The sequence below is a fragment of the Zavarzinia sp. genome (genome assembly GCF_041650655.1).
GTDB lineage: Bacteria > Pseudomonadota > Alphaproteobacteria > Zavarziniales > Zavarziniaceae > Zavarzinia.
This window is the reverse complement of the sequence record NZ_JBAZKR010000050.1, coordinates 1-12,349: the sequence shown is the minus strand read 5'-3', so window position 1 is coordinate 12,349 and position 12,349 is coordinate 1. Positions and strand designations below refer to the sequence as shown.

The 12,349-nt window shown below is 67.0% G+C and carries 13 protein-coding genes and 1 tRNA gene; 6 read left to right on the top strand and 8 right to left on the bottom strand.

Annotation, left to right across the window (positions count from 1 at the left end; all coding sequences use genetic code 11):
• Window positions 1–20: 20 nt before the first annotated feature.
• Genes WC493_RS12890 through mltG form a run of 3 tightly spaced genes read left to right on the top strand, consistent with a single transcriptional unit; the run spans window position 21 to window position 2,545 of the window.
• Window positions 21–257: an acyl carrier protein gene (locus tag WC493_RS12890; RefSeq protein ID WP_373065931.1), complete on the top strand. Its 237-nt coding sequence runs from the start codon at window positions 21–23 to the stop codon at window positions 255–257.
• A gap of 28 nt (window positions 258–285) precedes the next feature.
• Window positions 286–1,551: a beta-ketoacyl-ACP synthase II gene (gene fabF / locus WC493_RS12885; RefSeq protein WP_373065930.1), complete on the top strand. Its 1,266-nt coding sequence runs from the start codon at window positions 286–288 to the stop codon at window positions 1,549–1,551.
• 22 nt (window positions 1,552–1,573) lie between these two features.
• Window positions 1,574–2,545 (top strand): endolytic transglycosylase MltG, encoded by a 972-nt coding sequence (gene mltG / locus WC493_RS12880; RefSeq protein WP_373065929.1) that lies wholly within the window; start codon window positions 1,574–1,576, stop codon window positions 2,543–2,545.
• A gap of 41 nt (window positions 2,546–2,586) precedes the next feature.
• On the opposite strand, the gene WC493_RS12875 is transcribed toward mltG, so the two are convergent.
• From WC493_RS12875 to WC493_RS12855, 5 genes are all read right to left on the bottom strand, one after another.
• Entirely contained in the window at window positions 2,587–3,624 is a 1,038-nt protein-coding gene (locus WC493_RS12875) for an isopenicillin N synthase family dioxygenase (RefSeq protein WP_373065928.1), read from the bottom strand.
• 26 nt (window positions 3,625–3,650) lie between these two features.
• Window positions 3,651–4,721, bottom strand: a complete 1,071-nt coding sequence (locus WC493_RS12870; protein ID WP_373065927.1) for a putative urea ABC transporter substrate-binding protein — start codon at window positions 4,719–4,721, stop codon at window positions 3,651–3,653.
• A gap of 44 nt (window positions 4,722–4,765) precedes the next feature.
• A complete protein-coding gene (locus WC493_RS12865; RefSeq protein ID WP_373065926.1) occupies window positions 4,766–5,815 on the bottom strand; it encodes an isopenicillin N synthase family dioxygenase in 1,050 nt (349 codons plus the stop codon).
• 12 nt (window positions 5,816–5,827) lie between these two features.
• A complete protein-coding gene (locus tag WC493_RS12860) occupies window positions 5,828–6,637 on the bottom strand; it encodes a hypothetical protein (RefSeq protein ID WP_373065925.1) in 810 nt (269 codons plus the stop codon).
• A 92-nt stretch (window positions 6,638–6,729) separates the two neighbouring features.
• The gene (locus WC493_RS12855) at window positions 6,730–7,680 is read right to left on the bottom strand and encodes a LysR family transcriptional regulator (protein WP_373065924.1); all 951 of its coding nucleotides are present in this window, start codon (window positions 7,678–7,680) and stop codon (window positions 6,730–6,732) included.
• A gap of 42 nt (window positions 7,681–7,722) precedes the next feature.
• Here WC493_RS12855 and WC493_RS12850 point away from each other — a divergent pair, with 42 nt between their 5' ends.
• The 3 genes from WC493_RS12850 to WC493_RS12840 all read left to right on the top strand — a co-directional run bounded on the left by WC493_RS12850 (window position 7,723) and on the right by WC493_RS12840 (window position 9,099).
• Entirely contained in the window at window positions 7,723–8,502 is a 780-nt protein-coding gene (locus tag WC493_RS12850; RefSeq protein WP_373065923.1) for a competence/damage-inducible protein A, read from the top strand.
• An 85-nt stretch (window positions 8,503–8,587) separates the two neighbouring features.
• Window positions 8,588–8,965: a hypothetical protein gene (locus WC493_RS12845; protein WP_373065922.1), complete on the top strand. Its 378-nt coding sequence runs from the start codon at window positions 8,588–8,590 to the stop codon at window positions 8,963–8,965.
• 49 nt (window positions 8,966–9,014) lie between these two features.
• Window positions 9,015–9,099, top strand: a tRNA-Leu gene (locus tag WC493_RS12840).
• 36 nt (window positions 9,100–9,135) lie between these two features.
• On the opposite strand, the gene WC493_RS12835 is transcribed toward WC493_RS12840, so the two are convergent.
• The 3 genes from WC493_RS12835 to WC493_RS12825 form a co-directional block, all read right to left on the bottom strand.
• Window positions 9,136–10,536 carry an outer membrane lipoprotein-sorting protein gene (locus WC493_RS12835; RefSeq protein ID WP_373065921.1) on the bottom strand — a complete coding sequence of 467 codons (1,401 nt, stop codon included), beginning with the start codon at window positions 10,534–10,536 and terminating at the stop codon, window positions 9,136–9,138.
• Complete coding sequence (locus tag WC493_RS12830; protein ID WP_373065920.1) at window positions 10,533–11,360, bottom strand: alpha/beta fold hydrolase; 828 nt, start codon at window positions 11,358–11,360, stop codon at window positions 10,533–10,535. Before WC493_RS12830 ends, WC493_RS12835 begins: the two co-directional genes overlap by 4 nt.
• Window positions 11,361–11,368: 8 nt before the next feature.
• On the bottom strand, window positions 11,369–12,349 hold a 981-nt coding region (locus tag WC493_RS12825), incomplete at its 5' end, for a 2Fe-2S iron-sulfur cluster-binding protein (protein ID WP_373065919.1).

Sequence of the window (12,349 nt, the reverse complement as noted above, 5' to 3'; positions counted from 1 at the left end):
TTAGAGCAGGGGAAAATCGAATGAGCGACATTGGCGAGCGGGTTAAGAAGATCGTCGTCGAACACCTGGGTGTGGACGAGGAAAAGGTCGTCGAGACCGCCAGCTTCATCGACGATCTGGGCGCCGACTCGCTCGACCAGGTCGAGCTGGTGATGGCGTTCGAGGAAGAGTTCGGCGTGGAAATCCCGGACTCGGCGGCCGAAAAGATCCTGACGGTCAAGGACGCCATCGACTTCATCAAGGAGAACGTCGCCTGATAAGGGCGACGGTTCACGCACACCTCCCATGAGGCGCGTCGTCGTCACCGGTCTCGGCCTGGTTACCCCGCTGGCCAGCGGGGTCGAGGAGACATGGGCACGTCTCCTCGCCGGCCAGTCGGGCATCCGGACCATCACGGCCTTCGAAACTTCCGACCTGCCGACCAAGATCTCGGCCAATGTGCCGCGAGGCGACGGCAAGGACGGTACCTTCAATCCCGACGATTGGATGGAGCCGAAGGAACAACGCAAGGTCGACGATTTCATCATTTTCGCGGTCGCGGCGGCGGTCCAGGCGGTGCGTGACGCCGGCTGGGAAGACCCGTCGACCGAGGAGAAGCTGCGTACCGGCGTCATGATCGGCTCCGGCATCGGCGGCCTGCCCGGCATCGCCGATGCGGCCGTGCTGCTGCACGAGCGGGGACCGCGCCGGATCAGTCCGTTCTTCATCCCGGGCCGGCTGATCAACCTGGCTTCCGGCCATGTCTCGATCCGCTACGGCTTCAAGGGGCCGAACCATTCGGTGGTCACCGCCTGTTCGACCGGCGCCCATGCCATCGGCGACGCCTCGCGCCTGATCGCGCTCGACGATGCCGACGTGATGGTCGCCGGTGGCACCGAGGCGGCGCTGTCGAGGCTCGGCATCGCCGGCTTCAACGCCGCGCGCGCCCTTTCGACCGCCTTCAACGAGACGCCGGAAAAGGCGTCGCGTCCCTGGGACAAGGACCGCGACGGCTTCGTCATGGGCGAAGGCTCGGGCATCGTCGTGCTCGAGGAATACGAGCACGCCAAGGCCCGCGGCGCCAAGATCTACGGCGAAGTGACGGGTTACGGCTTGTCGGGCGACGCCTATCACATCACCACGCCGGCGGAAGACGGCGACGGCGGTTTCCGGGCCATGCAGGCGGCGTTGAAGCGTGCCGGTCTGCAGCCTTCCGACATCGACTACGTCAATGCCCATGGCACCTCGACCCCGGCCGGGGACGAGATCGAATTCGGCGCCGTGAAGCGCCTGTTCGGCAATGCTGCGGGCAATGTCTCGATGTCGTCGACCAAGTCGTCGATCGGCCACCTGCTGGGGGCGGCCGGATCGGTCGAGGCGATCTTCTGCCTGCTCGCGCTGCGCGATCAGATCGCCCCGGCGACCCTCAACCTGGACAATCCGTCCGACAGCGTCAGCGGCATCGACCTGGTGCCCCATACGCCGAAGAAGCGGGAAATCCGGGCCGTGCTGTCGAATTCCTTCGGGTTCGGCGGCACCAATGCGTCGCTGGTCTTGACCAAGGCCAACTGAGAACAGGGGCGCGGGCAGTCACATGCTGCGCGCGCTCCTCCTCGGCCTCTTTTCGCTCGTCGTCCTGGCGGGCGGTGCCATTCTCTACGCCTATTACGAAATTCAGCGGGCCGGCCCCAATGCCGAACCCGTGACCGTGGTCATCGAGAAGGGTACGGGCACGGAAGCGATCGGTGCCGCCTTCGAGCAGGCGGGCGCGCTTCGCTGGCGCTACTGGCTCATCGCCGCCGCCTTGGCACCGGGCGACAAGCGCCCGCTCCAGGCCGGTGAATATGAAATCCCGCCGGGCGCCAGCGCGCTCGCCATCGTCCGCCTGCTGCGCGACGGCAAGGTGGTGGTGCACCGCCTGACCGTGCCGGAGGGTCTGGCGGTGCCCGAAATCATGAAGTTGGTCGCGGATACGGCGGCCCTGTCCGGCAGCCTGCCGCCGGCGCCGCCGGAGGGTAGCCTGCTGCCCGAGACCTATAATTTCACCCGGGGGGAGAACCGTTCCGCCCTGATCGACCGCATGCGCCAGGCGATGGAAGCCGAACTGGCCGCCGCCTGGGCCGCGCGGAGCGCCGATCTGCCATTCGATACGCCGGAAAAGGCCCTGGTGCTCGCTTCCATCATCGAGAAGGAGACGGCGCGGGACGGCGAACGGCGCCATATCGCCGGGGTCTTCGTCAACCGGCTGAACAAGGGCATGCGCCTCCAGTCCGATCCGACCGTGATCTACGGCATGACCAAGGGCTCCGGACCGCTCGGCCGCGCGCTCACCCGCGGCGACCTCGATCAGGCGAGCGACTACAACACCTATGTCATCGCCGGCCTGCCGCCCGGTCCGATCGCCAGCCCTGGGCGGGATTCGCTCCGCGCCGCGGTCAATCCCCTGAGGACCAACGACCTCTATTTCGTCGCCGACGGCACCGGCGGCCACGCCTTTGCGGCGACGCTGGACGATCACAATCGCAACGTGAAGAAGTGGCGGGACCTTCAGGCCAAGGGGAACTGAAGGTAGCCGTCAGGCCCGGTTTGATCGATATTCCGGTTCTCTCAGCCGGCCTTCTGCAACGCTTCCTGGCCGAAGGAGGACAGGCCGAGGGCGGATTCGGGCAGTTTCAGCGTGCCGTCGTCGAGCTTCTTCTTCAGGTAATTGAAGCTCTGCGCCGTCTGGGCGAAGAGATGCTCGCCCGCGATCAGGGCCGGGCGCGGCGTTGCCCCCTCGGTCGTGAAACAGGGCAGGGGGGCGACGCGGGTGTAATAGTCCACGTTGAAGAACAGGGGGAACGAATAGCGTTCCTCCTTGACCTTGCGCACGCGGTGCGAGGTGGCGACGAACTGGCCGTTGGTCCAGGTTTCCAGCATGTCGCCGATATTGACGATGAAGGCACCGGGCACCGGCGGCACGTCGATCCATTCGCCCGCCCCGTTCAGCACTTCGAGGCCGGGACCGGTGGCATGCAGAAGGGTGAAGCATTCGTAATCGGTATGGGCACCCATGCCGATGACGTCCTTCGCCTCCGGGTTATAGGGGTAATGGATCATGCGGAGCTGGCTCGGCGGCTTGGTGACATAGCCGTCGAACAGTGCGGGTTCCTGGCCCAGGGCCAGGGCGAAGCCGCGCAGCAGGTCCCGGCCGACCTGCAGCACGGCCCGGTAATAGGCGCCGACCTGATCCTTGAAGCCGGCGAGTTCCGGCCATTGGTTCGGCCCCAGCATGGGATTGCCGGCCAGATAGTCGGGATCGTCGGCCGGCAGGTCGCCGGAGAGGTCATAGGCTTCCTTGAGATCCTTGGAGCCGCCGTAGAGGATTTCCTCGCCCACCGGGACATAGCCCCGGTGGTTGGTCGACTGGCCGATATAGACCTTCATCTTCTCAGGGACAGGCTGCGCGAAGAAGCGCTTGGCCGCATCGAGCAGCCCGTCGAAGAGTTCGGGGGCCATGCCGTGGCCGGCGACATAGAGGAAGCCCACCTCGCGGCCCGCGACGCCGAGTTCCGCCGCGACCCGTGCCTTGGCCGCGGGATCGTCGCCCCGGAGGGCGGCGATGTCGACGATGGGCAGGGAACGGAAGGAACGCGGCGCAGGCATGGTCAGGCTCTCCAGTACCGATCGGGTTACAGCTTGCCCTCGGCCGCCATGGCGGCATAGGTGTCGTCATAGCGGAGCTTCACATTGGCCGGATCGCCCAGGACCTTGCCGCCGGGAAGCTGGATGCCGATCACGTCGACGCTCTTGGCGCCTTCGCCGAGCAGGTTGTGGTCGAAGCTGAACTTGCGGACCAGGTCCACGGCATCGGCCATCGCCTTGCTGCGATAGAATTCAGTCACGTCCTTGGGCGTCAGGAACAGGTGGGTGGTGGCGAGCTGGGTCTCGTAGCCCGGCACGTCGGTGCCCGAAGCCTTGGCCATGAATTCCATCGCCTTGGCCGATTCCGCGTCCTTCTTCTGCATCAGGGCGAGGACTTCGTACCAGGCGCCGGTCAGCGCCTTGCCGAGGGCCGGATTGTCCTTCAGCGTTTCGGTGTGGACGATGGTGCCGTCCATGATCTCGTTCGGGATCTTCGCGCTGTCGAACACGGTCGAAGTGTCCGGGGTCGCTTCGATGTCGCTCAGCGCGGGCTTCCAGGCGACCAGGGCCTTGACGTCGTCGGTCTTGAAGGCGGCCAGGAAGTCGGCATCCGAGATGTTCACGGTCTTGACGTCGGATTCCTTCAGGCCGACGGAGTCGAGCGCCCGGGCGAGCAGATAGTGCGAGACCGAGAACTGCACGACATGGATGGTCATGCCCTTCAGGTCGGCGACGGTCTTGCCCTTGCCCTTGATCACGATGCCGTCGTTGCCGTTCGAATAGTCGCCGATCTGCACCACGGTGGTGTCGACGCCGCCCGCGGCCGGAATGGTCAGGGCGTCCATGGTGGCGACCATCACGCCGTCGAACTGGCCGGCGGTATATTGGTTCACGGACTCGATGTAGTCGTTGACCTGAACGAGCTCGAGCTCGATGCCGTATTTGTCGGCCCATTTCTTGATGATGCCGGCCTGCTCGGCATAGGCCCAGGGCATGAAGCCGGCATAGATGGACCAGGCGATACGGAAGTGCTTCTTCGTCTCCGCTGCCGCCATGCCGGGCACCAGGGTCAGGCAACACAGAAGGACGGCGGCAATTCGGCCAAGGCGTCGAGTCATCGGCTACTCTCCTCGTTATACGCGGGGATCGGGGGTGTACGCGCTCATGGCCTGGCACCATCCGCGTGGCGGGCGTGCTGGCCGAAGGAATGGGTGTCGCTGACCTCGCCCGGCAGCACCAGGCTGCCGTCTTCGAGGCGCTTGCGCAGATAGGTGAAGCCCTGGGCGGTGACCGAGAACAGGTGGTCGCCCGCGATCACGGGCTTGCGCGCCGGCGCCGCGCCCGCGGTGAAGCAGGGCAGGGGGGCCACTTCGGTGTGATAGTCGACGCTGAAGAACAGGGGGAACGAATAGCGTTCCTCCTTGACCTTGCGCACGCGGTGCGAGGTGGCGACGAAGCGGCCGTTGGTCCAGGTCTCCAGCATGTCGCCGATATTGACGACGAAGGCGTTTTCGACCGGCGGCACGTCGATCCACTCGCCCGCCCCGTTCATCACCTCGAGGCCGGGGGCGGTGACGCACAGCAGGGTGAAACATTCCATGTCGGTGTGCGGGCTGATGCCCAGGGCATCGCCCGGTGCCGCGGGATCATAGGGATAATGGACCAGGCGCAACTGGCTCGGCGGCTTGGTCACATAGCTGTCGAACAGGGTGGGGTCCTGGCCCAGCGCCTCGGCGAAGGCGCGCAGCAGGGCGCGGCCGACCGCCATCACGCCGTCGTAATAGGCCCCCACCGCCGCGCGGAAGCCGGGCAGGCTCGGCCACTGGTTCGGCCCCAGCATGGGATTGCCGGCCAGATAGTCGGGATCGTCGGCCGGCAGGTCCTGCGACAGGTCGTAGGCTTCCTTCTGGTCCGGCGTGCCGCCGTAGATCACTTCCTCGCCGACCGGCACGTAACCCCGGTGATTGCGGGAGTTGCCGATATAGACCTTCATCTTCTCGCCGGTGTCCTGGGCGAAGAAGCACTTCGCGGCGTCGAGCAGGCCGTCGAAGAGCCCGGGCGCCATGCCGTGGCCGACGACATAGAGGAAGCCGATCTCGCGCGCCGTCTCGCCCAGGCGCTCGACCACCGCCCGGCGGGCGTCCGGGTCGGTGCCGAACAGGGGAGCGATGTCGACCACGGGGAGAGCGGTGAAATTGCCGGGGATCGCCATCGCGTCGTTCCGTCAGGGGGCCGTGCGGCGCAGGCAGGAGAAATCGACGAGATCGGTCAGCGCGCCCTGCAGCGCCTCGATCCGCCAGGCGCGGGTGATCTCCCGGCCGTTGCGGGCGATGTCGCGGGTGAGCAACTGGGCGCCGCAGCCGCCGGTGACCGGGCCGAGGCCGGCACCCTCGCGGTAGGGCAGGCTCGAATGTTCGATGGTCCAGCCGGCGGGACCGATGCGGCCGATCGAGATTTCGCAGTCGATCAGGTCGCGGGCGTCGGCGGCGGTCGGCGCCGCGGCGACCAGGGCGGCGAGGTCGCCCCCCGCCGGCAGGGCTGCGGTCCGGGCACGGGCATACATGAAGCGCTCGCCGCAGCGGACGACGAAGCCGGCGCGGCCGTCCTCGGCACAGGCGAGGCGGGCGGCGGAACAGGGCTGCACCGCTTCCGGCCCGCGATGCCAATGCTCGACATAGGCGACGTCGCGGCCTTCCTCGACCAGCACGTCGTTCTCGAAGCGGAGCGAGCCGGCATCGGAATAGGGCGAGACGGGCTGCACGTCGAGGTCGCGAGCCCAGGTGAAATGGCGGCCGTCGAAGGTCAGTTCCCCGGCGAAACCTTCCTGCCCGGCGAGCCAGCGCGCCTGCTCGCGGTCGAGATCGTCGAGGCAATGTACGGCGGCGAAATCGGGCCGCCCGGCCGGCTGGCGCAGGTCGATGTAGAGGCCCGGCCCCTGAAGCCACCAGACCGCGGTCGTCTCGTCCCGCCGGCCGTCGGGCCAGGCGATCAGGGAACGTTGCCAGAGTCCGCGAAGCGTTGCGACCGAGAGCAAGCGAGCCTCCATGAGCCGATGATCGGTCAAGCATGGCGGCCTATTGTGCGGTGCGGTAGGCGGTAATTGTCAATGGAGGTCATAGATAGAATCTATGACTCGGCCTTCTCCAGTTCGACCAGAATGGCGGTCAGCAGCAGGGCGGTCGGGGTGCTGTGGCCGCCATCGGCCCGGGTGATCACATAGACGTGATAGGACGGCAGGATTTCGGCCGGCAGCAGCGGCCAGAGGTTGGCGCCGGGACTTTCCGCCACCACCGTGGGCAGGAAGCCGATGCCGAGGCCGAGTTCGATCAGCCGGCGCACCTCGTGCAGGTTCTCGGCGAAACCGCCGACCCGGTTGCCCAGGCCGAAGCGGCGGCGGAATTGGCGGAGCTGTTCCGTCTCGTCCTCGCCGGTCAGGATGAAGCGCTCGAGGGTGAAATCGGCGGGATGGCCGGCCGGCTTGCCGTAGTGGCGATGGCGCGGGCCGCAGTAGAGCTGCTGGGTCTCGCGCATCAGCGGATAATAGGCGAGGCCGGCGGCGGGCGCCGTGTCGCCGGCGATGCCGATCTCGGCCTCGCCGTTGGTGACGGCACGGATCACCGCCGAATGGGGGGCGATGTCGAATTTGATCTCGACCGCGGGATGGGCGCCGTTGAAGCCCATGAGGGCACGCTCGAAGGCCGGGCACACCAGGTTGGAGATCATCTGGAGCCGGATCGACCCTTCGACGTCGCCCGCCGCCTTGGCCACCTCGTGGGGCACGTCGCGGGCGGCGAGCGCCATCTTTTCGCAGATTTCGAGCAGGGCCTGGCCGGCGGCGGTGGGTACCACGCCGCTGGCCGAGCGGTGGCAGAGCAGGACACCCAGCTCGTCCTCCAGCCGCTTCAGGGCGGCGGAGACGCTGGGCTGCTGGCGGTTCATGCGGCGCGCGGCGGCGCCGATGCCGCCCGCCCGGATCACTTCGGTGAAGAGCTTGAACAGGTTCCAGTCGATCCGCTGGGCGAACAGGCGGTCGTTGGTGCTGTCGGCGGCGCGGGGGCCGCGTTTGGGCTTCGGCATCTCGGGTTTCAGTCGTCTCGCATTCGGCTATAGTGCGCCACCATGACGACTGCGAACAATGCCCCGACCCCACGCATCTACACTGCCGCCCTGGCGATCATCGGCAACGAGATCCTGTCGGGCCGGACTCAGGACGCCAATCTGGCCCACCTGGCCAAGACGTTGAATTCCTGGGGCGTCGAACTGCGCGAGGCGCGCGTGGTGCCGGATATCGAGGGCGAGATCGTCGATGCCGTCAATGCGCTGCGCGCCCGCTACGACTATGTCTTCACCACGGGCGGGATCGGGCCGACCCATGACGACATCACCGCCGATTCGATCGCCAAGGCCTTCGGCGTGCCCCTGGTCGAACATTCCGACGCGCTCGCCATCCTGGAAGCCCATTACCCGCCGGGCGAGCTCACCGTGGTGCGCCGGCGCATGGCGCGCGTGCCGGAAGGCGGCGAGCTGATCGAGAATCCGATCTCCAAGGCGCCGGGCTTCAAGGTCGGCAATGTCTTCGTCCTGGCCGGCATCCCGGCGATCATGCGCGCCCAGCTCGAAGGGGCGCGGCAGTTCATCGAAGGCGGCCGCAGCGTGCTCTCGAAAACCGTCTCGGTCGAAGTCGGGGAGAGCCGCATCGCCGACCTGCTGGAAACCGCCGAAAAGCGCCATGCCGGTATCGACATGGGCTCCTATCCCTTCTTCCGGCGGGGCTCCTTCGGCACGGCGCTGGTGCTGCGCGGGCGCGATCCGGCGGTGCTCGAGGCCGCCTATGCCGACCTCTGCGCCGCCCTGACCGCGGCCGGCATCGAAATCCACCCGGGCGAGTTCCAGGACTGACGACTTTGTGACGTCCGTCGCAACCGGTGCATTCCGCCTGCGTTATACTGTCGAGACGATCCGATCCGGAATCGGGAGATTTGACGTGAAGAAGTTTGTCGCCCTCGCTGCCGCCTTCGCCGTCGCGGGCTGCGCCTCCGGCTACCGCCCGGTCATCGACCCCTATACCTCGAAGGCGCCGCAGGGCTATTACGACCACGACCTCGCCTATTGCCAGAACCTGGCCGACCAAGTGCCGACCGGCAACGAAGCCGCCTCGAACGCGCTCGGCGGTGCGGCGCTGGGCGCCATTGCGGGCGGCATCATCGGCTCCTTCTCGGGCGATTTCGGCAAGGGCCTGGCGGCCGGCGCCGGCATCGGCGCCGCCACGGGGGCTGCCCGCGGCACCGTCTCGGCCGAGCAGGAGAAGCGCCGCGTGATCGACAACTGCATGCGCGCCCGCGGCTACAACGTGCTGAACTGACGGGGTTTACTCGCCCGCACGGCATGGTAGAAGGCTGGGCGAAGGCCGTGCGGACGTGGCGAAACCGGTAGACGCAGCAGACTTAAAATCTGCCTCCGCGAGGAGTACGGGTTCGAGTCCCGTCGTCCGCACCACCGCCCCCTCATGGGGGCGGCGGCATCGAGCACCGATCAATAATCCCTGAGCCGGTCGATATCCATGAAGCGCCGCATGTCCTGCTGCAGGATCGACCAGTCGGGCTCCATGGTGATGCGGTTGAAGCGGTGGCCGATCGCGTTCCACAGCACGTAGTTCCGCGCCATCCAGAGCCCGGTCTTGGGCTGGAAGTCCAGGGCGTCGTCCAAGACGCGCCAGAGATTGCCGCGCTGGTCGTACATTTCCTGGTACTGGGCGTATTCCAGCTCCTTGTCGATATAGAGCCGGCGCCGGCCGTAGGTGTAATTGCCGGTCTTGTCGAGGACGTCGAGGATCCAGACCGGGCGCAGTTCGAGGTCGATCGTCTCGATCTCGCATTGGTTTTCCGCATATTGCGCCGGGTCGTAGGCTTCGCCGACTTCGGGCTGGGACAGGATGAAGGTCTCGCCCACGATCTTGAACTCGAATTTGCGCGGGTCGGGCTTCAGCCAGGATTGGCGCCATTCGTCCCAGGTCGCCTCGATGCCTGGGGTCATGGGGTCCTGGGTATCGGTACCGCCGAGGATGCGGGTCCGCTTCATCGTCGGCACATAGGAGATGAAGTCGTCCGGCTTGTCGGCCGAGGCATAGCGCCTTCGCACGGCGGCCAGGCCCTTGATGTCGCGCGGCGCCAGGAAGACGATCGAGCCCGCCTCGATGGTGTCGTCCTCGCTGCGGATATCGCCGAGCGGGGGCACGTCGACCCGCCCGTGCATCTTCTGCCACCAGAGATGCATGACATAGGTCCGCTCTACCCGGTTGTCGGGCAGACAGGCTTGCAGCGTCATCGGCTTCAGCGAGGCATTGTCATTGCCGACGCCGCGGGCGAGGAAGGCCCAATAGAGTTCGAGCCCGTCCTTCGGATGGACGAAGGGCAGGCCGCCGTCGCTCAGCATGGCGAATTTGCCGGCGGCGTTCAGCAGCTCGCCCTTGGGGCTGATGGTGAAGGGGCCGGCCTTCCTGGTCGCTTCCAGCCGGGCGCGCGAGCCGACATAGGGCGTGGTCGGCACGATCCGGATCTTCTTCCAGCGGAACCAGTCGGTCGAGACCAGGCGTTCGTAGCTCGGCTTCGGCAGATAGTCCTTGAGCCAGGGATATTTGCCGGCGTCGGCCGCGGTGATCTCCAGGCCCGGCTTCAGCTCGGGCGGCAGCTTCGCCGCGGCGACCAGGGAGCGGGCGGAATAGCCGCGGAAGGCGTCCCAATCGTTGACCAGGGCGATGGCATCGGGATCGGCCAGCAGTTCGGCGAATTTCTTGTGGCCTTCGTAGCCGGTCTTGGCGGCCAGGGCGCGCCATTCGTCGACCCAGCCAGCACCCGCCTGCGCCGGCCGGACCAGGGCGGGCAGGGCGATGGCCGCCGCCAGCGTAGCGCCCAGGAGGAAGCGGTGCCAGGTCATGCCGCGCCCGCCAGGAAATCGCCCACCAGGCTGTTGAAACGGTCGGCGTGTTCGAGCTGGGTCCAATGGCCGCATTGGCCGAACATGTGCAGTTCGGCCCTGGGCAGCAGGCGGAACAGGCGTTCGGCATTGCTCGGCGGGATCACCCGGTCCTCGCGGCCGTGGACGATCAGCGCCGGCTTGTCGATCGCGGCGATTTCGGCCTCCGGCGTTGCCAGCGCGCTGACCCAGCGCTGGCGCGGCGCCGGGAAGAGGGCCGAGAAGGCTTCCTGCACACCGGGCCGGATGCTGGCCTTGTAGCGCAGCGTCGCCAGTTCCTCGGTCGCCCGAGACTGGTCGTAGGAAAAGAGGGCGATCATCCGGCGCATGGTCTCGATCGAGGGTTCGTAGCCCCAAACCATATCGAGCCCGTCGGTGATCGGGAAGTCGATACCGGCCGCCCCCATGAGCACAAGCTTGCCGACCCGTTCCGGCGCCTTGGCGGCCAGCGCCAGGGCGAGGGCACCGCCGAAGGAATTGCCGACGACATGGACCCGGCCGAGATCGAGCGCATCGATGATGCCGATCAGGTGATCGAGCCAGAGCGGCATCGAGAAGCGCGTATGCGGCGGCGTCTCGGTATAGCCAAAGCCCAGGATATCGGGCGCCACCACGCGCATCCTTTTCGCCAGCGCCGGCATGGTGAGGCGCCAGTTGGCATAGGCCGAGACCCCGGGGCCGGAGCCGTGGATCAGCACCACCGGCTGTCCCTCGCCGAGGTCATGGCAATTGGTGGCGATGCCGGCGGCAAGGATGCGCCGGCCGATTTCCGGATTGTCGGCCATGGGTCCCCTCAGAAGAAGCGGTCGAAGTGGATCTGTTCGTAGGGGACCTTCATGTCGAGCATCAGCAGGCGTTGCAGCGCCTCGGCCATGGGCGGCGGGCCGGCGAAATAGATTTCCGACTGGCGGAGCGAGTCGCCGAGCCGGCGTGCCACCACGTCGTGCACGAAGCCGGTCTCGCCGTTCCAGCCGGCGCTGAGCGGATCGTCCGGGGCCGAGACGACGGGGTGATAATGCAGGCCGTGCTGCCAGCCGGGCAGGGTGGAGAGATGTTCGCTGCCACAGATGTCGGCCGCGGTTCGGCCGCCATAGAAGAACTCGATCCGGCGGGCGGGGTCGGCCCCCAGCTTTCGCGCGATCGAGATCATGGGGGCGAGGCCGGAACCACCGGCGATGCAAACCACGTCGCGCGGGGATTTCTCGACCACATGGGCGAGGCCATAGGGGGCGTCGATCTCCACCGTCTCGCCGGGCCGGAGGTCGAACAGGGCGTTGCTGGCGCGGCCGCCGGGCACGCGCTTGATCTGGAATTCGAAGATGCCTTCGGCATTCGGCAGGTTGCTCATCGAATAGCAGCGCCGAAGCCCGTCCGCGGTGCTGAGAATGGCATATTGGCCGGGGATGAATTCGGCCGGCACCGGACCGCGGAAGCGGAATTCGCGGATGTCCCGCGTCAGGTCGCGGGCCGAGAGCAGGGCGACCCGCTGCACCCGCGGCGGCACGGCGGGGACATAGGCGGCGCCGACATTGGCGCGGATCTCGAGATCGCCCAGCGCCCGCGTCTGGCAGGCGAGAACGAAGCCCTTCCGCTTGTCGCGCGCGGAAAGACCCGGAGCGTCGGGCCACAGGTTCTCGCTCTCGCCCGAGACGACCTGGATGCGGCAACTGCCGCAGCCGCCCGAACTGCATTCGTAGGGAAGGCCGACACCGCAACGAAGCCCCGCCTGCAACAGCGAGGCATCGTCCGGCCCCTGCACGAAGACGCCGCCGTC